This window comes from Inquilinus sp. CA228 (assembly GCF_052078665.1).
In the GTDB taxonomy this organism is placed as follows: Bacteria; Pseudomonadota; Alphaproteobacteria; order DSM-16000; family Inquilinaceae; genus Inquilinus.
On the sequence record NZ_JBQJIK010000033.1, the window covers coordinates 35,297 to 54,694 of the forward strand.

Annotated in this window: 19 protein-coding genes; 6 read left to right on the forward strand and 13 right to left on the reverse strand. The window is 71.0% G+C overall.

The window, feature by feature from the left end:
- Window positions 1-5 precede the first annotated feature (5 nt).
- Together ACTOWL_RS17825 and ACTOWL_RS17830 are read right to left on the reverse strand one after the other, a co-directional pair.
- A complete protein-coding gene (locus ACTOWL_RS17825; RefSeq protein ID WP_441322603.1) occupies window positions 6-989 on the reverse strand; it encodes a Bug family tripartite tricarboxylate transporter substrate binding protein in 984 nt (327 codons plus the stop codon).
- A 39-nt stretch (window positions 990-1,028) separates the two neighbouring features.
- On the reverse strand, window positions 1,029-2,036 hold the full coding sequence (locus ACTOWL_RS17830; protein WP_441322604.1) for a 4-hydroxythreonine-4-phosphate dehydrogenase PdxA: 1,008 nt from the start codon (window positions 2,034-2,036) through the stop codon (window positions 1,029-1,031).
- A gap of 164 nt (window positions 2,037-2,200) precedes the next feature.
- Between ACTOWL_RS17830 and ACTOWL_RS17835 the strand changes: the two genes are divergently transcribed.
- Window positions 2,201-2,878 (forward strand): GntR family transcriptional regulator, encoded by a 678-nt coding sequence (locus ACTOWL_RS17835; RefSeq protein WP_441322605.1) that lies wholly within the window; start codon window positions 2,201-2,203, stop codon window positions 2,876-2,878.
- Between the two features lie 255 nt (window positions 2,879-3,133).
- Here ACTOWL_RS17835 and ACTOWL_RS17840 read toward each other — a convergent pair whose 3' ends face one another.
- The 5 genes from ACTOWL_RS17840 to ACTOWL_RS17860 are packed head-to-tail and all read right to left on the reverse strand — an operon-like array spanning window position 3,134 to window position 8,018.
- Window positions 3,134-4,597 (reverse strand): aldo/keto reductase, encoded by a 1,464-nt coding sequence (locus ACTOWL_RS17840; RefSeq protein ID WP_441322606.1) that lies wholly within the window; start codon window positions 4,595-4,597, stop codon window positions 3,134-3,136.
- On the reverse strand, window positions 4,581-5,576 hold the full coding sequence (locus ACTOWL_RS17845; RefSeq protein ID WP_441322607.1) for a branched-chain amino acid ABC transporter permease: 996 nt from the start codon (window positions 5,574-5,576) through the stop codon (window positions 4,581-4,583). Before ACTOWL_RS17845 ends, ACTOWL_RS17840 begins: the two co-directional genes overlap by 17 nt.
- Window positions 5,573-6,484, reverse strand: coding sequence for a branched-chain amino acid ABC transporter permease (locus ACTOWL_RS17850; protein ID WP_441322608.1), 912 nt, complete (start codon window positions 6,482-6,484; stop codon window positions 5,573-5,575). The genes ACTOWL_RS17845 and ACTOWL_RS17850 overlap by 4 nt, the downstream gene beginning before the upstream one ends.
- A complete protein-coding gene (locus ACTOWL_RS17855) occupies window positions 6,481-7,218 on the reverse strand; it encodes an ABC transporter ATP-binding protein (protein ID WP_441322609.1) in 738 nt (245 codons plus the stop codon). The genes ACTOWL_RS17850 and ACTOWL_RS17855 overlap by 4 nt, the downstream gene beginning before the upstream one ends.
- Window positions 7,218-8,018 (reverse strand): ABC transporter ATP-binding protein, encoded by an 801-nt coding sequence (locus tag ACTOWL_RS17860; RefSeq protein WP_441322610.1) that lies wholly within the window; start codon window positions 8,016-8,018, stop codon window positions 7,218-7,220. Before ACTOWL_RS17860 ends, ACTOWL_RS17855 begins: the two co-directional genes overlap by 1 nt.
- A 158-nt stretch (window positions 8,019-8,176) precedes the next feature.
- Between ACTOWL_RS17860 and ACTOWL_RS17865 the strand changes: the two genes are divergently transcribed.
- The 5 genes from ACTOWL_RS17865 (at window position 8,177) to yghX (ending at window position 12,590) form a co-directional block, all read left to right on the forward strand.
- The gene (locus ACTOWL_RS17865) at window positions 8,177-8,887 is read left to right on the forward strand and encodes a GntR family transcriptional regulator (RefSeq protein ID WP_441322611.1); all 711 of its coding nucleotides are present in this window, start codon (window positions 8,177-8,179) and stop codon (window positions 8,885-8,887) included.
- Window positions 8,880-9,236 (forward strand): TIGR04076 family protein, encoded by a 357-nt coding sequence (locus tag ACTOWL_RS17870; RefSeq protein ID WP_441322612.1) that lies wholly within the window; start codon window positions 8,880-8,882, stop codon window positions 9,234-9,236. Before ACTOWL_RS17865 ends, ACTOWL_RS17870 begins: the two co-directional genes overlap by 8 nt.
- Window positions 9,237-9,243: 7 nt before the next feature.
- Window positions 9,244-10,293, forward strand: coding sequence for an aldo/keto reductase (locus ACTOWL_RS17875; protein ID WP_441322613.1), 1,050 nt, complete (start codon window positions 9,244-9,246; stop codon window positions 10,291-10,293).
- 59 nt (window positions 10,294-10,352) lie between these two features.
- Window positions 10,353-11,609 (forward strand): ABC transporter substrate-binding protein, encoded by a 1,257-nt coding sequence (locus ACTOWL_RS17880; protein WP_441322614.1) that lies wholly within the window; start codon window positions 10,353-10,355, stop codon window positions 11,607-11,609.
- A 93-nt stretch (window positions 11,610-11,702) separates the two neighbouring features.
- Window positions 11,703-12,590, forward strand: a complete 888-nt coding sequence (yghX, locus tag ACTOWL_RS17885; protein ID WP_441322615.1) for a YghX family hydrolase — start codon at window positions 11,703-11,705, stop codon at window positions 12,588-12,590.
- Window positions 12,591-12,615: 25 nt separating this feature from the next.
- On the opposite strand, the gene ACTOWL_RS17890 is transcribed toward yghX, so the two are convergent.
- Genes ACTOWL_RS17890 through ACTOWL_RS17915 form a run of 6 tightly spaced genes read right to left on the reverse strand, consistent with a single transcriptional unit; the run spans window position 12,616 to window position 19,356 of the window.
- Window positions 12,616-13,875 (reverse strand): hypothetical protein, encoded by a 1,260-nt coding sequence (locus tag ACTOWL_RS17890; RefSeq protein ID WP_441322616.1) that lies wholly within the window; start codon window positions 13,873-13,875, stop codon window positions 12,616-12,618.
- Entirely contained in the window at window positions 13,872-15,002 is a 1,131-nt protein-coding gene (locus ACTOWL_RS17895; protein ID WP_441322617.1) for an N-acetylglucosamine-6-phosphate deacetylase, read from the reverse strand. Before ACTOWL_RS17895 ends, ACTOWL_RS17890 begins: the two co-directional genes overlap by 4 nt.
- Window positions 14,999-15,769 carry a sugar isomerase domain-containing protein gene (locus tag ACTOWL_RS17900; RefSeq protein ID WP_441322618.1) on the reverse strand — a complete coding sequence of 257 codons (771 nt, stop codon included), beginning with the start codon at window positions 15,767-15,769 and terminating at the stop codon, window positions 14,999-15,001. Before ACTOWL_RS17900 ends, ACTOWL_RS17895 begins: the two co-directional genes overlap by 4 nt.
- On the reverse strand, window positions 15,762-16,526 hold the full coding sequence (locus ACTOWL_RS17905; RefSeq protein WP_441322619.1) for a 6-phosphogluconolactonase: 765 nt from the start codon (window positions 16,524-16,526) through the stop codon (window positions 15,762-15,764). The genes ACTOWL_RS17900 and ACTOWL_RS17905 overlap by 8 nt, the downstream gene beginning before the upstream one ends.
- Before the next feature lie 6 nt (window positions 16,527-16,532).
- Window positions 16,533-17,822 (reverse strand): AGE family epimerase/isomerase, encoded by a 1,290-nt coding sequence (locus ACTOWL_RS17910; RefSeq protein ID WP_441322620.1) that lies wholly within the window; start codon window positions 17,820-17,822, stop codon window positions 16,533-16,535.
- Window positions 17,815-19,356, reverse strand: a complete 1,542-nt coding sequence (locus ACTOWL_RS17915; protein WP_441322621.1) for a sodium:solute symporter family protein — start codon at window positions 19,354-19,356, stop codon at window positions 17,815-17,817. Before ACTOWL_RS17915 ends, ACTOWL_RS17910 begins: the two co-directional genes overlap by 8 nt.
- Between the last annotated feature and the right edge of the window lie 42 nt (window positions 19,357-19,398).

A 19,398-nucleotide genomic window follows, 5' to 3' on the forward strand; every position in this document is an offset into this window, starting at 1 on the left:
GGTGGTCAGCCGGCGAGCCAGCCCTGCTTCTGGTAGACCACGCGGACCCGGTCCTGCTCGGCGCGGATATAGGCCTGCCACTCGTCGCCGGTGAGGAACCGGCCGCTCTGCGAGCTCTTGGCCAGGTAGTCCCGCCATTCCGGCGTCTCGCTGACCTTGCGCAGCAGGTCGGTGTAGAAGGCCGTCGCCTCCGCCGGCACGCCGCCCGGCAGCCAGACGGCGCGCGGCATCTGGTAGCTGTCGATCGGGATGCCTTCGTCGCGGCACAACGGGATGTCGGCCCAGCCGAGATCGCCCGACACCTTCGGGCCGGCCGGCAGGCGCTGCGTGGCGAAGACGCAGAGCGGCCGCACCATCCCGGCCTGCCACTGGCCGCGATTCTCGTTCGGGTTGTTGGTGTTGCCGTCGATATGGCCGCCTGCCAGCTGCACCGCGGCCTCGTTGCCGCTCTTGAACGGGATGTAGGTGAAGCGGGTACCGGCGGCCTCGCCGACCATGGTGACCAGGGTCTGGTCGACATCCTTGGACTGGCTGCCGCCGAACTGGATCGCGCCCGGCTTCTCCTTGGCCGCGGCCAGCAGCTCGGCCACCGACCTGTACGGCGACTCGCCGTTGACCCACAGCACGAACTCGTCCATCGCCATCGCCGCCACCGGCGTCAGGTCCTCCGGCGCGTAGGGCAGGTTGGCGACGAAGGGCAGCAGGTATTCGTTGTTGGTGCCGAACACGACTTTATGGGGGTCGCCGGCAGCGCCCTTGCCGTAGACGAAGCCTTCGGCGCCGCTGCCGCCGCCCTTGTTGGTGACGATGATCGGCCGGTCCACCAGCTTGTGCTTGACGATGATCGCCTGCACCATCCGGGCGAAGCTGTCGGTGCCGCCGCCCGGGCCGGAGGTGACGACGAACTCGATCGGCTTCTGGGGTTCCCAGGCCTGGGCGGACGCCATCGGCAGCAGCGCTGCCAGTGCCAGGGTCAGTTTCTTGAGCATGTTCCGTTTCCTCCCTTTGCTTGTGGTTGACGGGCCGGATCAGGCCGGCGGGGCGTGCCTCCGCGCCGCCATGCGGGCGGCCAGCAGCACCGCGGCGCGGCTGGCGCCGATATCGGCGATGCCCTGCCCGGCGATGTCATAGGCGGTGCCGTGGGCCGGGGTGCAGATCGGGAAGGGGAAGCCGCCCAGCATGGTGACGCCGCGGTCGAAGCCCATCAGCTTCATCGCGATCTGACCTTGGTCGTGATACATCGTCAGCACCGCGTGGCAGCCTTCCTTCGGCGCCCGCAGGAAGACGGTGTCGGCCGGATAGGGGCCGACGACGTCGAGGCCTTCCGCCGCCGCGGCGCGGACCGCCGGGCCGATCACCTCGATCTCCTCGCGCCCGAAATTGCCGCCGTCGCCGGCATGCGGGTTCAGCCCCGCCACGGCGATGCGCGGCCGGTCGATGCCGGCGGCGCGCAGGCAGCCGGCGGTCAGCGCCAGCTCGGCCCGGATGCCGTCCGCGGTGATCGCCGCGGCCACGGCCGAGAGCGGGATGTGCGAGGTGACCCGCGCATTCCAGATCGTATCCAGGATGTTGAATTCACGCGCGGCGCCGGACCAGCCGAGGACGTCCGCCACGAAGCGGATCTCGTCGTCATAGCCGGGGGTGGCGTAGCGCATCGCCTGCTTGTTGAACGGGGTGAAGCACACCGCGTCGGCCCCGCCCGTGGCGGCCAACCTGAGCGCCCGGCGGAAGTTTTCGGAGGCGAACTTGCCCCCGGCCAGCGTGGCCTCGCGCGGCGTCACATCGGCCGGGTCGAGGTTGCCGAGATCGACCAGCACCGGCCGGTCGCCCGGCGCCTTTTCGGCCGTCGTGACCTCGAGGTCCAACGTCACGCCGGCCGCCCGGGCCCCGGCGTCGAGAATGCGGCGGTCGCCGAACGCGACGAACCGGGCCGCGGCGCGGAGCTCGTCCAGCGCCAGCAGGCGGGCGGTCAGCTCCGGGCTGATCCCGGCGGGATCACCCATCGCCAGGGCGATGACGGGACGGGCAGAGGCCACGATGCTCCCCAAATCTTCTTGCTTGTGGAGGCACGGTAGCAGTCATGTATGCACACATCAAGCATGCTGCACTCTGTATGCAGAATGCTGAGATTGACCTCCGCAGGGCTTATTCGCCATGCTTGGCTCCGCCGGGCGATTCCGCCGGCGGGGTGCGAGGACGGATGGAACTGGACCTGCAGGATGCGTTGGCCGATAGCGGCCCGATCGCCCGCCCGTCGCTGCACGACCAGATCGTCGGCCGCATCCGCGACATGGTGATCGAGGGCGTGCTGCCGCCCGGCGCGCGGATCCATGAGGGGCAGCTGGGGGCGCAGCTCGGCGTGTCGCGTACGCCGCTGCGCGAGGCGCTGAAATACCTCGCCAGCGAAGGCCTGCTGGACCTGGTCCCCGGCCGCGGCGCCGTGGTCAAGCGCTTCTCCGCCAAGGAGGTGCAGGACATGCTGGCGGTGCTCGGCCTGCTCGAGGCGGAAGCCGGCCGGTTGGCCTGCGCCGATGCCTCGGATGCCGGCATCCGCGAGGTCCGCGGCCTGCACGACCGGATGCTCGAATATTACACCCGGCGCGAGCGGCTGGAGTATTTCAAGCTCAATCAGGCCATCCACTCCGCCATCCTGCGCCTGTCCGGCAACGCGGCGCTGGTGACGGTGCACGGCATCCTGCAGTCACGGCTGAAGCGGATCCGCTTCATCGGCAATAGCAGCGAGGAGAGATGGGCGGGGGCCGTGGCCGATCACGAGGAGATGATCGCAGCCCTCGAGGCCCGCGACCCGCAGCGGCTGGCCGTGATCCTCAGCCGCCACATGGAGGAAAGCTGGAACCGGGTGCGGGACGCGATCTGACCGCCCTGCCCTCGCGGTCCCCAGAACAGGATGACTTTAGACCAAATCAGGGCCATTCGATCGAAGCAGTGGATTGTTGCCTCTCCCGCTTGCGGGAGAGGTCGGAGACGCGAAGCGGCTCAGGGTGAGGGCTCTTTGTCGAGGCCTGGGCCAGCCCTCACCCGGTCTCGCTGCGCGAGCCCGACCTCTCCCGCCAGGCGGGAGAGGCAACGCGCAAAGATGCTCGACATTCCTTCCGCACCGGATTCGCTCCTATCACGAGACGACGGCCTCGACCTCGATCTCGACCTCGTAGTCGCCGACCAGGGCGCCGGCCTGGACCAGCGTGTTGGCCGGCTTGACCGCGCCGAACACCCGGCCATGGGCGCGCGACACCGGCTCCCATTTCGACTCGTCGCGCAGATAGATGCGGGTGCGCACCACATCCTCCATCGCTCCACCGAGCGCGGTGATGGACGCGGCGATCTTGTCGAGGATGTAGGTGGTCTGCGCCCCGGCATCGCCCGGCGCGACGCAGCGGTCGCCGCCATGGGTGGCGGTGGTGCCGGAGACGCGGATGGTGTCCTTCACCCGGAGCGCGCGGCTGTAGCCGGCGATCGGCTCCCACACGCTGCCGGACGACACCCGCAGCCGGTCCGGCCGGCCGGGCACCGGTTCGGCGGTGAAGATCGACGGGATGGCGTCGAGATGGTGGCTGAGGTCGCCCGAGGCGGTGAGATAGGGCGGACGGCGGTATTCGTCGCCGCAATCGCCGGGGATCGGCGTCGCCTCGGCGAAGGCGTCGTCGAGCCGCCCCCGGTCCTCGGCGTCGAGCGCGAAGCCGAAGGCCCCGAGATTGTCGACGCGGTGCTCGCTCTCGCCCAGCCTCGCGCCGATGATGGCGGCGGCGACCGCCCCATGCTCCAGCACCCACCGGGTCGCGACGTTGGAGAGGGAAACGCCGTGCTTGCCCGCGACGTCGGCGGCGGCCTGCAGGATGCCCTGGAAGACATCCCAGCCGCCCGCCGCATCGATGAAGCGCTTGTATTTCGACCGGCTCCAATCCGGCATCGCGGCGGGCTCCGGCCGGCCCAGCCATGTGTCGGAGAGGAAGCCGCCGCAGAGCGTGCCATAGGCCAGCAACTTCACGCCCCTGGCCAGGCACAGCTCCGACAGGGCACCGGCGGCGCGGCGGTCGACCAGGGAGAACGACACCTGGTTGGTCAGGACCGGCACGCCGTCGGCCAGCGCCACGGCCAGATGCGCGGCGTCGAAATTGGTGACGCCGATCGCCCCGATCAGCCCCTCCCCTTGCAGCAGCGCCATCTCGTGCAGCGCGTCGAGCCAGGCCGGATGCTCGAAGGTCCACCAGTGGAACTGCAGCAGGTCGACCCGGTCGACGCCCAGCCGGTCGAGCCGGTCCTGGACGCCGCGGCGGACCACATCGGCGGTCATCGGCCCCGGCTCCGGGCACCATTTTGTGAAGGCCAACGGCCGCCCGGCCCCGGTCCCGTGGCGGGCCAGCAGGCGGCCGGCGATCAGCTCGGCGCTGCCGTAATGGTCGGCCATGTCGAAGCTGTCGAAGCCGGCCCGGGCATAGGCGTCGAGGGCATCGGCGCCGCGCTCGGGGTCGAGTGTCGTGCCGTCCTTCTCCAGGTCCGCCACCTGCCACAGCCCGCAGACCAGGCGGCTGATCGAGAGTCCGGGGCCGAGATCGATGCGCTCAGGGGTTGCCGGCACGGGACGTCTCCTTGGTGGTCCGGCGCGACAGCCGGCCGAGATGGCGCGACACCACCCGGTCCTCGCCCAGCATGCCGCGCGGGCGCAGCAGCAGGACGGCGCAGAGCGCGACGCCGATCATGACGATCTGCAGCGCGGCGGCGCGCGCCTGCTGGTCGGGCGGGAACAGGGCCGAGATGGCGCCGCCCGAGGCCGCCCACAGCCCCCAGACGAACACCGCGCCCAGGATGGCGCCGCGGTTGTTGCCGGAGCCGCCGACGATCAGCATCGCCCAGACCTGGAAGGTCAGCCGGGGCAGGTAGTTGTCGGGCGCGATGAAGCCGATGAAATGCGCCTGCGCCGCCCCGGCCAGGCCCATGATGCCGCCGCCGATGGCGAAAGCCTGCAGCCGGAACGCCCGGGCGTTCTTGCCCAGCGCCCGGGCGGCGGTCTCGTCCTCGCGGATCGCCCGCAGCACCCGGCCCCACGGGCTGCGCACCAGCCGTTCCAGCGCGAGATAGAGCCCGAGGACGACGGCGGCCAGCACGCCGAGATTGGCCAGGCCGAACAGCAGCGGATCGCCGGCCAGGTCGGCGAAGGGCCGCGGGATGAAGCCGATGCCGAACGGCCCGCCGGTGACCGGGATCAGGTTGAGGGCGCAGAGCTGCACGGTGACGGCGACGCCGAAGGTGGCGATGGCGAGGTAGTCGGCCCGCAGCCGGATGGTCAGCGCCCCGATCAGGAAGGAAATCAGCGCCGCGGCCAGCGCCCCGCCCAGCCAGCCGACGACGATCGGCAGGCCGAAGCCGCCGAGGCGGTCGGGCGCGTCCGGCGTGGTCAGCAGCGCCGAGACATAGGCGCCGATGGCGACGAAGCCGGCGACGCCGACATTGAACAACCCGGTCTGGCCCCATTGCAGGTTGAGGCCGAGGCACATCACGGCATAGGTCAGCGCCATGGTCAGGAAGAAGCAGCCATAGGCGACCAGCTCGACGCTCATTCCACCCTCCCGAACAGGCCCTGCGGGCGGACCAGCAGCACCAGCACCAGCACGACGAAGGCGACGGCGGCGCGCCATTCGCCGCCGACCAGCGGCACGGCGATGGCCTCGGCCAGGCCGACGACCAGCCCGGCCAGCATGGCGCCCGGCACGCTGCCGATGCCGCCGAGGATCGCCGCGGCGAACAGCGGCAGCAGCAGGTCGAGCCCCATCTGCGGCCGGATCTGGACCAGGAGCCCGGCGAAGATGCCGGCGACCGCGGCGAGCCCCGCCCCCATCAGCCAGACGGTGCGGACCACCTTGCGCACATCGATGCCAACGACGCCGGCCAGCTGCGGATTCTCGCTGACCGCGCGCATCGCCCGGCCGGTCGCGGTCCGGGTCAGCATCAGATGCACGGCGAGGACGAGGATCGCGGCGACGCCGAGCGACAGCAGCTGGTCGGGCGTGGCCCTGAGGCCGCCGCCGAGCGGCAGCGCGATCTGCAGCGCCTTGGTGTAGTAGGCCGGCTTCGAGGTGAAGATGAATTCGAGCAGGCTGCGCAGCGTCAGCGCCGCGCCGAAGCTGGCCATCACCAGGATGATGATGCTGCTGCGCTTGTCGCGCAGGCGGCCGAACAGCAGCGCGTCGACCAGCAGCGCCAGACCGCCGGTCAGGACCACCGCGATCACGGCCGCGATCGGCAGCGCCCAGCCGAAGGAGAACGGCCCGATCGGGGTCAGCAGCCCGCCGGAGACGCTGCCGAGCGCGCCGGCGGCGGCCAGCGCGGCATAGGCGCCCCAGGACAGCAGCTCGCCATGGGCGAAATTGGCAAAGCGCAGGATCGAATAGGTCAGGGTCACGCCGATGGCGCCCAGCCCGATCATCGCGCCGGTGATCAGCCCGTCTATCAGCACCTGCGGGGTCATGGCGCGGCCGCGTGGCGACGGGCGCCGAGATAGAGCTCGGCCACGATCGGGTCGTCGGCCAGGCCGGCGGCCGGCCCTTCGTGGCGCACCTGGCCCTCGACCAGAATGACGGCGCGGTCGGCGATGGCCAGCGCCGCCTTCACGTTCTGCTCCACCAGCACGATGGTGACGCCGGCCCGGTTGATCGCCTGCAGCCGCGCGAACACCTCCGCCACGATCTTCGGCGACAGGCCGGCCGAGGGCTCGTCCAGGATCAGCACCGACGGCTCCACCACCAGGGCGCGGGCCACCGCCAGCATCTGGCGCTGGCCGCCCGAGAGCTGGCCGGCCCGGAGCGACGGCCGCGCGGCGAGGTCGGGGAACATGGCGTAGAGGTCGGCGATGCGCCGGGCGCGCCGATCCTTCGGCAGGATGTCGGCCGCGGCGCGCAGATTGTCGTGGATCGACAGGGTGGCGAAGATGTTCTCGGTCTGCGGCACGAAGGCCAGGCCGTGGCGGATCTTCTGATGCGCCGGCACGAAGGTGATGTCCGCAGCCCCCAGCGCCGTCGTGCCGGAATGGACCGGCACCAGCCCGGCGATCGCCTTGACCAGGGTCGATTTGCCGGCGCCGTTCGGCCCCAGCAGCACCACCAGCTCGCCGCGCGCCACCCGGAAATCGACGCCGCGCACGATCGGCAGGTCGGGCTCGTAGCCGGCGACGAGGTCCCGGGTCGAGAGGGCGGCTGTGTCCATCACGCCACCCCGCCGAGATAGGCGTCGACCACGGCCGGGTTGCGCGCGATCTCCTCCGGCGCGCCCTCGGTCAGGTACCGGCCCCCGGCCATCACCACGACCCGGCCGCACAGCCGCGCCACCATCTCCATATTGTGCTCGATCAGCAGGATCGACCGGCCCTGCCGGTTGAGCTCGAGGATCCGGTCGATGATCAGCTCCAGCAGCGTCGGGTTGACGCCGGCGGCAGGCTCGTCGAGCAGGATCGCCTGCGGGTCGGCCATCAGCACCCGCGCCAGCTCCAGCAGCTTGCGCTGGCCGCCGGACAGCACGCGGGCCGGCTCATGCTCCAGATGCGACAGGGTGACGAAGTCGAGCAGCGCCCGCGCCTTCGCCACCGCCGCGCGCTCCTCGGCGGCGACGCGGCCGGGCCGGACCAGGTTCAGCCAGATCCGCTCGCCTGCCTGCCGCTGGCCGCCGGTCAGCACGTTCTCCAGCACCGTCATCTCGGCGAAGGGGCGCGGGATCTGGAAGGTGCGGGCGACGCCATGGGCGATGCGCTGCTCCGGCCCCCGGCGCGACAGCTCGCGGCCGGCGACCCGGATCGTGCCCGCGGTCGGCGCCAAGCTGCCGGCGAGCAGGTTGAACAGCGTGGTCTTGCCGGCGCCGTTCGGGCCGATCAGCCCCAGCAACTCGCCGCGGCGGAGGACGATCGACATGCCGTCCACCGCGCGCAGCCCGCCGAACTGCTTGACCAGGTCGCGCCCCTCGATCACGGGCGCGCCGGCGGAAGCGTTCGGGGCATGTGCGGCTGGCTGCATCCGCCTCGGACCAAATTTGATCGGTGATGTTTGATCAAAGTTTACACGCGACAGGTTGGCAAGTAGAAAATTGGGGGCAGCAGCAACGGACCACAGCCTGGAGGGCCCATGCCCGATCGGGACGAGCGACACAGGGTGCCTTGCATGGATGCGGCCGCATGAGCCGGCGCCGCACGCTGTCGCCGGTCGGGCGCGAGACGCTGCACGACCGGGTCTATGCCGAGCTGCGCCGGTCGCTGATCCACGGCATGTTCGACGCCGGCGAGGTGCTGCGCATCGTGGATCTGGCCGAGACGCTGCAGACCAGCACCATGCCGGTGCGCGAGGCGCTGGGCCGGCTGGTCTCCGAGCAGGCGCTGGAGGCGCTGCCCAACCGCTCGGTGCGGGTGCCGCTGATCACCCGCGAGCGGTTGGACGACCTGGCCCGCGCCCGCTGCTTGATCGAGGGCCAGGTGACGGCGCTGGCCCTGCCCAACCTGGCCGAGGAGGACTTCGTCCGGCTGCGAGAGCTCACCGTCGCCTGCGAAGCGGCCTTCCGCAGCGAAGACCCGGACAAGGCGCACCGGACGTCGGAGCTGAACCACGATTTCCATTTCGCCATCTACCGCGCCGCCGGGTCGGCCGTGCTGATCCCGATCGTCGAGAGCCTGTGGCTGCAATCCGGCCCCTATGTCCGCGCCGCCGCGCAGATCCATGACGAGCAGCGGGACATCCCGGCCACCCACTTCCATTGGGAGCTGATCGATGCGCTGGAGCGCGGCGATGCCGGCGGGTCGACCCAGGCGCTGACCGACGACATCACCCGGTCCTTCCGCCTGATCCGCGGTCGGCTCGACGCCGAGGATGCCGAGGAGAGAGCCTATGGTTGACGCTCACGACGACAGCTTCGAGCTGTACGACCTGCGGGTCGAGGTGGTGGCGCCCGAGGGCGGGCCGATCTATTGCGGCGCCAAGGTCGGCGATCATTTCGAGCTGCGCGGCGAGATGTTGCACCTGCCGCTGGGCCAGGGCTTCTCGATCTACTCGCTGGCGGCGCTGCTGCCGCTGCTGCCGGCCAAGCAGCGCCCGACCCATGCCAATGACTGGATGACGACGGACGCCGAGGTCGCCTGCCCCGACCCGAACTGCTCGTCGCGCTTCCGCATCACCCGGACCGGCCGGCGCCGGTTCAGCCATGCCGCGACCACGGCGGTGCCCCTGCCGCTCCAGGACGAGTGAGGCGACCATGCAGAGACTCCCGCTGGCCCCGGACTATGAGATCTCGCGCGTGATCCGCGGCGGCTGGCAGCTGTCGAGCGGCCACGGCGCGGTCCGCAGCGACGACCCGGTGGCCGACTTGGTGGCCTTCGCCGATGCCGGCATCACCACCTTCGACTGCGCCGACATCTACACCGGTGTCGAGGAGATGATCGGCCGCTTCCGGCAACAGTATCGCGACCTGCGCGGGGCGGAGGCGCTGAGCCGGATCAAGGTGCACACCAAATTCGTGCCCGACCTCGACGTGCTGCCACGCATCCGCAAGGCCGATGTCGAGGCCGTGATCGACCAGTCGCTGCGGCGCCTGGGGCTGGAGCGGCTGGACCTCGTGCAGTTCCACTGGTGGGACTATGCGGCGCCGCGCTGGCGCGAGGCGGCGCTGTGGCTCGACGACCTGCGCCGTGCCGGCAAGATCCACAAGATCGGCGGCACCAATTTCGACACCGACCACATGCTGGAGATCGTGCAGGCCGGCGTGAAGCTGGCCACCATGCAGGTGCAGTACTCGCTGCTCGACCGCCGGCCGGAGGGGCGGATGGCCCGCGCCGCGGCCGAGAACGGCGTCTCCTTCCTGTGCTACGGCACCGTCGCCGGCGGCTTCCTCGGCGACCGCTGGCTCGGCGTGACGGAGCCGGCGGACGCACTGGAGAACCGGTCGCTGGTCAAATACAAGCTGATCATCGACGATTTCGGCGGCTGGGACCCGTTCCAGGCCCTGCTGCAGGCGCTGCGCCGGGTCGCCGACCGGCACGGCACCGACATCGCCACGGCGGCCAGCGCCGCCATGCTCGGCCGGCCGGGCGTGGCGGCGGTGATCGTCGGCGCCCGCAACCGCGACCACCTGGCCGCGAACCTCGCCATCTCCAGCCTCGCTTTGACCGAGGAAGACCATGCCCTGATCGCCGAGGCGCTGGCAGGGGCGCGGAAGATCGAGGGCGACGTCTTCGCGCTGGAGCGCGACCGCCACGGCCGCCACGGCGCGATCATGAAATACAACCTGAACAAGGGAGCCGCCTGACCTTCGCGAGACAACCGGCCGGCGGCAGGTCGCCGGCCCAACAGACAGGGAGCACAATGATGAAGAAGATCCTTCTGACCACCGCCCTGGCGGCGATCCTCGGCGCGCCGGCAACGGCCGCCGCCTGCGACATCACCGTCGGGCTGGTGATGGAGCTGACCGGCCCAGCCGGCGCCTATGGCCAGGCCGGCGCCAAATCCGTCGAGATGGCGTTCCGCGACATCAACGAGGCCGGCGGCGCCGCCGGCTGCACGCTGGTGACCGACACCCGCGACAGCCAGAGCCAGGGCACCGTCGCCGTCGACCAGGCGACGCAGTTGGTCAACATCAAGAAGGTGCCGGTGATCATCGGGGGCATCATCTCCTCGGTGTCGATCCCGATCCTGACCTCGGTGACGGCGCCGGCCGGTGTGGTGCAGGTGTCGCCCGCCTCCTCCTCGCCGACGCTGACCGCGCTGGGCCGGGACGGCAAGACCAACGGCGTGTTCTTCCGCACCATCACCTCGGACGCGCTGCAGGGCACGGCGGCGGCGAAATACGCGCTCGACCAGGGCCTCAAGAAGATCGCCGTCATCCACGTCAACAACGATTTCGGCGTCAACATCGTCCGCGAGTTCTCGGCCGCCTACGCCAAGCTCGGCGGCACCATCACCTCGACCACCCCCTACAACGAGCAGCAGGCGAGCTATTCCGCCGAGGCCAGCGCGGCCATGGCGGGCGAGCCGGAGGCGCTGTACCTGGTCAGCACCCCGGTCGACGGCGCCACCATCGCCCGCGCCTGGATCTCGGGCGGCGGCCCGCAGAAGCTGCTGCTCAATGACGGCATGAATTCGAGCGACTTCATCGACAGCGTCGGCGCGCAGTATCTGAACGACGCCTACGGCACCTCGTCGGGCACCAGCAAGACGGCCTCGACCGACTATTTCTACGGCGCCTATGAGGCCTTCTCCGGCGGCATCAAGCCGGACGCGCCGGCGGCCGACCGCTCCTACGACGCCGGCGCCATCGTCGCGCTGGCCATCGCCAAGGCCGGCAAGGCCGATGCCGCGGCGATCAAGGCGGCGATCCCGCAGGTGGTGGCCGAGGGCGGCACGCCGATCCATGCCGGCAAGGCGGAGTTCGCCAAGGCGCTGCAGCTGATCAAGGACGGCAAGCCGATCAAATACGAAGGCGTGATCGGCCCGGTGACCTTCGACCAGTACGGTGACATCACCGGGCCGTTCCGGCTGTGGCGGATCCAGGACGGCAAGGTCACCACGGTCGGCGAGATGAGCGCCGCGGAGGTCGACAAGATTCGGGCCGAGCTGGCGAAATAATCCTGTAACCGACGGGTCTGGTCGCGACGAACGTGAGAGCGTGGAGCCGCTTCAGGTTCGCGAGGCGGCCTCGATCGAAAGGGGGAGAGCTTCATGACCCGTCTTACGGCACAGGACTTCCAGCCCGAGCTGCTTGAGCTCTACGATTTCTACGTCCATGGCAAGATCACCAAGCGCGAGTTCCTCGACCGCGCCGGCACCTTCGCCGTCGCCGGCCTGGGCGCAGCGGCCATCCTGGCGTCGCTGACCCCGAACTACGCGATGGCGCAGCAGGTCGAGTTCACCGACCCGGACATCGTCGCGGAGTACATCACCTACCCATCGCCCAAGGGCAATGGCGAGGTCCGCGCCTATCTGGTCCGCCCGGCCAAGGCCGCCGGCCGGGTGGCGGGCGTCGTCGTCGTCCATGAGAACCGGGGCCTCAACCCCTATATCGAGGATGTGGCGCGGCGCGCGGCGAAGGCCGGGTTCGTCGCGCTCGCGCCCGACGGGCTGACCTCGGTCGGCGGCTATCCCGGCAATGACGACAAGGGGCGCGAGCTGCAGCAGAAGGTCGACCCCGCGAAGCTGATGAACGACTTCTTCGCCGCGGTCGAGTTCCTGATGCAGAGCGAGCTGACCACCGGCAAGGTCGGCATCACGGGCTTCTGCTACGGCGGCGGTGTCGCCAATGCCACGGCCGTCGCCTATCCCGAGCTGGCTGCCGCCGTGCCGTTCTACGGGCGGCAGGCGAAGCCGGAGGACGTGGCGCGCATCAAGGCGCCGCTGCTGCTGCACTATGCCGAGACCGACGCCAACATCAATGCCGGCTGGCCTGCTTATGAGGCGGCGCTGAAGGAGCAGGGCAAAACCTACGAGGCCTACATCTATCCCGGCACCAATCACGGCTTCCACAACGACTCGACGCCGCGCTACGACGAGGCGGCGGCCAAGCTGGCCTGGGACCGGACGGTCGCCTGGTTCAAGCAATACCTCGCCTGAGGCTTTGCGACCTCTGATGCGCCGCTCAGCGGCGCGTCAGTTCGATCGCGGCGTCGATCAGCCTCTCGGCCGCGCCGGGCGCAAAGGCGGCCGGCAGGCCGTAGTAGCGGTGCGCCTCCTCGACCTCATAGCCGCCGTGCCGGTATTCGCCGGCGGGCGAGATGTACCCGGGGCAGCCGTCGGCGAAACCGAACGTCATGGTGCGGTCGGCGAACGGATCACCGTCCAGCGCCCGGCGGAGGTCGAGCGCCGTCTGGGCGAAGATCTCGCCCGGCAGGCCGATCAGCCGCGCACCGCCCCAGTCGAACAAAGTGACCCGCGCCGGCCATGGGGCCAGCGGCCGGGATGCCACCCGTTCGGCCCAGTCGATCCAGATTCGCAGCAGGGCTGCCCGGGCCGGGTCGGCGGCCTCCCGGCGCCAGGCATCCGCCAGGACTTCCGGCGCCTCGGTTTCGGTGCGCGCCAGGGGCAGCATCAGCTCGGTACTCGCGGCACGGATGTCGCTGCCGAGCGGCTGCTCCGGTGCCTGCAGCGCCGATTGCGCGATCCGGGCGCCGATGCGCTCGGCCTCGGCGAAGGTCCGGTCCGCCCGCGGCGCGGTCGAGATCGAGGCATGCGCCGGATGGCCGGTGTTGATGTCGCCGGTGCAGCCGGTGAGGAAGATCGCGACCGCACCTGGATGCGCAGCCTCGAGATGCCGGCGGACCGCGCCCGGATAGTCGGCGGTGAACAGCGTGTTGTCGGCGCCCAGCACCACCGGGTGCAGCGCGTAACACGCCAGCACCGCGATCGCCGCTCCGCCCGGCTCCCGGATGCGCAGCACCGGCAGCGCCGGATCGACCGGACCGCCGGCGTGGCGGCGGTTGCGGGCGACGCCCGGATCCGCGCCCATTCCGAAGCTCAGCCGGGCCGGCCGCCGCGCCGCGCGGGCCTCGGCGACGGCCTGGACGCAGGCGTCTTCGAGCCGTTGCAGCCAGGCCGGGTCCAGCCCCGGACCGAGACGACCGGGCATGGCGACAGGCCCGCCATGGGTGTGGGTGGCGGCGACGACCAGATGCCCGTCGGGGAGCCCGCCCCGCTCGCGGATCCGGCGGCAGCTGCCCTCGTGCAGGCCGATCGCATCGGCGACCACGATCGCAGTCTCTCCAACCGCAACGGCGCGGACGGTCAGCGGATCGTTCGTGCCGGTGGCGGGGCTGGTCCGGGCCGCGAAGCCGGACATCGTCAGCCCGGCCGGCGGCGTCACGTCAATCATCGCCGCCCCGGCCTGCAGGAGCCGGGTCACGGCCGCTCCTCGCCCAGGGCCAGGACGGTGTCGATGGCGAGGTCGCGGTCGCCCGGGGCCCAGTGGAAACGGATCAGGTCGGCCGGCGCGCCGACGGCCAGGACGCCGCGCCCGCCGAAGAAGCGGCCGGGGTTGACGGTGGCGAGGCGCAGGGCGTCGGTCAGCGGGATCCCCGCCATCTCGATCGCCAGCGCCACATCCTGCTTCAACGGCCGGGCGGCGCCGGCCAGGAAGGGCGTGCCGGCGAGGCCGAGCCGCCCGTCGGCCGTGAGCTCGACCCTGCCGCCGATCGGCTGGTCGTAGAGGCCGGGCGGCAGGCCGCCCAGCGCCGCCGCGTCGGAGACCAGTATGGCGCGGTCCAGCCCCTTGGCCCGCAGCATCACCCTGAAGACCTCGGCCGGCAGGTGATGCCCATCGGCGATGAAGCTGGCGGTCAGCCGGTCCTCGGCCAGCTGCGACCAGATCGGGTTCGGATGGCGCGGCAGCGTCGCGGCGATGCCGTTGCCGAGATGGGTCGACAGCCTCGCCCCGGCTTCCACCGCCGTCGCGATCTGCGCCAGCGAGGCGTCGGTGTGGCTGATCGCGACATGGACGCCGCGCGCCGCCAGGGCCTGGATATAGTCCGGCGCGGCGTCATGATGCGGCGACAGGGTGACCAGGCCGACCAGGCCGCCGCAGGCCGCCTGCCAGCGGTCGAATTCGGCGAGGTCCGGCGGCCGCACCTGGTCGCGCGGATGCGCGCCGCGCGGCCCGTCCTCCGACGAGATGTGCGGCCCTTCGACATGCACTGCCGGGATGGCATGGGCGACCAGCGGGTCGGCCGCCCGGGCCGCGGCGATGGCGGCCAGCGCCGCGGTGATCGAGGCCTCGGAGGCGGTGATCAGCGTCGGCAGGAAGCTGGTGACACCGCCGTCCCGCAGCACGGACACCAGCCGCACCACCGTCTCCGGCACCAGGCCGCCGCCGTTCAGGTCGAGCCCGGCGAAGCCGTTGACCTGCAGGTCGACCAGCCCGGCCGACAGCCAGGCCGTCTCACCGGCCGGGCCGTCCTCGATCGCGGCGACGCGGCCGTCCGAGACCGTGACCGCGAGGCTGCGGCCGGTGGCCGGGTCGCGGCCGGTGATCACAGCGACCGGACCCGGCCGCGGAACCGGCCGATGAAGCGGCCATTGGCCTCGTCGCCGCCTGGGGCGTTGCCGCTGCGCCAGACCGGCGGCTCGATGCCGCGCTCGGCCAGCTTGGCGATGGTGCGGATGACCAGGCAGTTCAGCGCGAAGGCGTTGGCGAAGGTGGACACGGCCGCCACCGGCTCCCCCACCCCCGGGATCCGCACGACCGCATCGCCGACCGGCACCTTGGTGTCGATGGCGATGTCGGCCAGGTCGTGCAGGTTCTGCCTGGTCGGGTGGCGGGCGGGATGGTCCGGCACGGTCTGGTCGGCATGGCCACGCGAACTGACGCCGATGACGAAGGCGCCACGCTGCTTGGCCTCGATCGCCGCGTCGATCAGCGCGGCGTTGATGCCGTAGGCATTGACCAGGATCAGCAGGTCGTCCGGCCCCAGGCCGCGATCGGCGATCACCACTCGGCCGTAGCCCGGCGTCCGCTCGATCGCCATCGAGCGCAGGGCGCCGTTCGACAGCAGCGTGCCCTCGTCGAGGATGGCCGAGACATGCATCAGCCCGCCGGCGCGGAAGAAGATCTCCTGCGCCGCCAGGTTGGAATGGCCGCCCGGCCCGAAGACATGGACCAGCCGGTCGGCCGCGATCTGGTCGGCCAGCCGGGCGGCAGCACGGTCCAGGCTGTCGCGCTCCGCCTCCAGGATCGCGCGCATCAGGTCCTGTGTGCGATCGAGATAGGCGGCGCAGAGGGCGTCGGCGTCGATGTCAGCCATGGGGGTCCGACTCCGGGTCCAGGAACAGGGTGACGGCAGGGTGCCGGCGCAACGCGGTCGCCGGGCAGGCGGCGCCGATCGGGTCGTTCAGCGCACGATAGACCGCCTCGCGCTTGGCCGCGCCCGGCACCACGCAGACCAGCCGGTCGGCGCGCAGCAGCCGCGGCACCGTCAGGGTGATGGCATGGGTCGGCACGTCGCCGAACCCGGGGAAGCAGCCATCGTCGACCTGCTGCCGGCGGCAGACCGCGTCGAGTTCGACCACCTTCACATCCAGCGGGTCGGTCAGGTCGGCCACCGGCGGGTCGTTGAAGGCGAGGTGGCCGTTCACGCCGATGCCGAGGCAGACGATGTCGATCGGGGCCTGCGCCAGGGCGCGGGCATAGTCCGCGGCGGCCCCGGCCGGATCCGCGCCGGGGTCGATCAGATGGACGGCGCCGAAGGGCACCCGGTCGAACAGGTTTCGGCGCAGCCACAGGGCGAAGCGCGCCGGCGCGTCCGGCGCCAGACCGATATACTCGTCCATATGGAAGGCGGTGACGCGGCCCCAGTCGATACCGGGCTCCGCAACCAGGGCGTCGAGCATCTCGGCCTGGCTCGGCGCCGCAGCGAAGATCATGCGGGCTGAGCCGCCGTCGGCCAAGCGGCGCCGCAGCTTCGCCGCCACGACAGCCGCGGCGGCCCGGCCCATTTCGGCCCGGCTGGGATGGACCTGGACATCGATGCCGCCGATGGGGGCGGATGCGGACAGGGTCATGTGGAACTAGCTCCGTTGGCCCGGCGGCAAAGCCGAGAGCCTTTCGATCATTAGCAGCAAGGCCCGGGCGATATGGAACGGGTCCTTGACCGGCAACGCCACCGTCTTGTCGAGCGGCGCCCCGGCGCGGTCGCGGATCTGCACCCATTCGCCGCCCGGGCCAGCGGGGAAGACCCGGTAAGTGTAAGCCGCCAGCCGGTCGTGCCAGGCGGCGAGATCCTGCCGCCCGGTCTCGAGATGCAGCAGCGCCAGCGTGTACAGCGCCTCGGCATGCGGCCACCACAGCTTGGTGTCCCAGGTGTCGACGACGAGGTCCTCGTAGCGGTCGCCGGTGCGCCGCCCGCGCGGCGCGCCGCCGTCGCGGTCGGCATAGCGGAACAGCCCGCCCTGGTCCTCGTCCCAGCCCAGCGCCGCGGCGCGGACGGCGATGTCGGCGAGGGTGTCGGCATCGAACAGCCGGAAGTCCGCCGCGATGCCCCGGCGCCGCAGGGATTGTCCGGCCTGCAGCAGGAACCAGCAGGCCTCGAGCACATGGCCCGGAGTGCGGTGACGGGCCAACAGCGTGTCGGCGTCGCCGGCCGCCGCGGGCGCCATCTCGGCGATGTCGTCGCCGGCCAGGAACACCGTCTCGATCTCGCGCACCGCGCGCAGCACCGTGTCGGCGGCGGCCGCGGAGCCGGTCGCGTCCAGCACCTCGGCGCCGACGCCGACCAGGATCATCGGCAGCGAGAAGCCGCGGAAGCCGGCGCGGATCGGATACGGCTCGGTCCGCGCGGTGCCGGCGGCGATGCGGCCGGAGGCATTCGCCAGCAGCCGCTCCGCCAGCCCGCCCCAGTCCCCCTCCCCGCTCTCCGCCGCCAGAGCGGCGAAGCCCAGGGCGGTGAACAGGTCGGCGAAGACGCTGGTGTGCAGATCCGATCCAGGCGCCGGCGGCTTCGGCGGGCCGTCCTGCGCCAGCAGATAGGCAGTGCTGCCGTCGGGCAGCAGGGCGTGGTCGCGTAGCAGGATAGCGCAGCGGCGGGCCCGGTCGAGGCAGGCGGCCGGGTCGATGTCGACCAGGCCGAGCCGCCCGGCGCGGGCCAGCCGCGCCATCAGCCAGACCCACCGCCCCTGCGACCAGGTGTATTTGTCGCGCGACAGCATCCGGCCGCCATCGTTCGACCAGCAGGTGAAGACCCCGCCATGGCGGTCGTCCGGGCCGTTGGCCAGCCACCAGGCCAGGACATCGTCGACCAAGTGCTGGGCGGTGGCCCGGCGCAGCGCCGCCGGGTCGGCGATCGAGACGGCGTCAGGCACGACCGGCACTCGTGCTATGGGCGGGGATGCCGGCCACCGCCGTCTCGTCGCTCACCAGCGCATCGATCAGGGCGTCGGCCTCGGCGTTCCGCCACGGCGCCACCAAGCCGATCCCGATGAACACGGCCAGCGAGCACAGCACCGGCCCGGCCACGGTGATCGAGGTGGTCCAGTCCGGGTTCAGCGCCTTGATCTGGTCGGCGAAGACGTATTTCACCAGGACGAAGACCATCAAGCCGGTGGCCCAGGACGCCAGCGCCGCGGTCGGGCCGCAGCGCCGGAAGGCCGGCAGCATGCCGAACAGCATCGGGATCGCGATCGGCCCGACCAGCGCGCCGAACCACAGGATGATCAGCCCCAGCACGCCGCCGAAGCTGTCGGCCGTCAGCGCGATGCCCATCGACAGGGCGATGAACAGGAAGGTGCTGAGCCGGCCGATGAACAGCTCGGTCTGGCCGGACATCTTTCGCGCGCCCTTCCAGATCACCGGCAGGATGTCGCGGGTGACCACGGCCGAGACGGCGTTGGCGTCGGAGGAGGTCATGGCCATGGTGTGCGCGAACATCCCGGCCAGCACCAGCCCGACCAGGCCGGTCGGCAGCAGGCTCTGGGTCAGCAGCGCATAGGATTGCTGCGGCTGGTCCAGGTTCGGCAGCAGGATCGGCGCCGCCCACATCGGGAAGAACAGGATCAGCGGCCAGACCAGGTACAGCGCGGCGGACAGCAGCGCCGCCTTGCGCGCGTCACCGCCCGTCGGTGCGGCGATGAAGCGCTGCGCCAGGTTCCAGGTGCCGCCGTTGTAGGACAGGGTGTTGATCAGCAGATAGACCAGCACGAAGACGATCGTGTACTGGCCGTTGAAGGGCTGGGAATGGCCGGGCGGCAGCTGGTCCCAGATGGTCCATAGGGCCGAGACGCCGCCCAGCTTGGCCAGCACCGCGACGAACATCACCGCCCCGGCCAGCAGCTGGATGATGAACTGGCTGAAATCGGTCAGCGCATCGGCCCACAGGCCGCCGATGGTGGAATAGATCAGGGTGACGCCGCCGGTCAGCAGCACGCCCCAGACCAGCGGCACGTCGGCGAAGACCTTCAGCAGCAGGGCCGTCGCGGTCCATTTGGCGCCGACGTCGAAGATCTTCAGCGCCCCGCCGCTCCAGGCCAGGACCTGTTGGGTCGGGACGTTGTAGCGGGTCGACAGGTATTCCAGCGGCGAGATGATCGCCAGTCGCTGCCGCAGCCGCGACCAGCGCGGCGCGAACAGCACCGACCCGACCACCATGGCGAAGGCGATGCCCATCGCCCACCAGACATAGAGGGTGAAGCCGGCCGTATAGGCGATCGCGGCATAGCCGACGAAGACCGCGGCGCTGTAGCCGGACATGTGGTGCGACACGCCGGACAGCCACCAGGGCATCCGGCCGCCGGCGGTGAAGAAATCGGCCGCCGTCTTGATCTGGCTGCGGGCCCAGACGCCGATGCCGACCATCAGCAGGAAATAGGCCCACAGCACCACCCAGTCGAACGTCCCCATGAAGTCCCCCTTGCTGCCGGCCCGATCGTTGCGGGCCTTCTG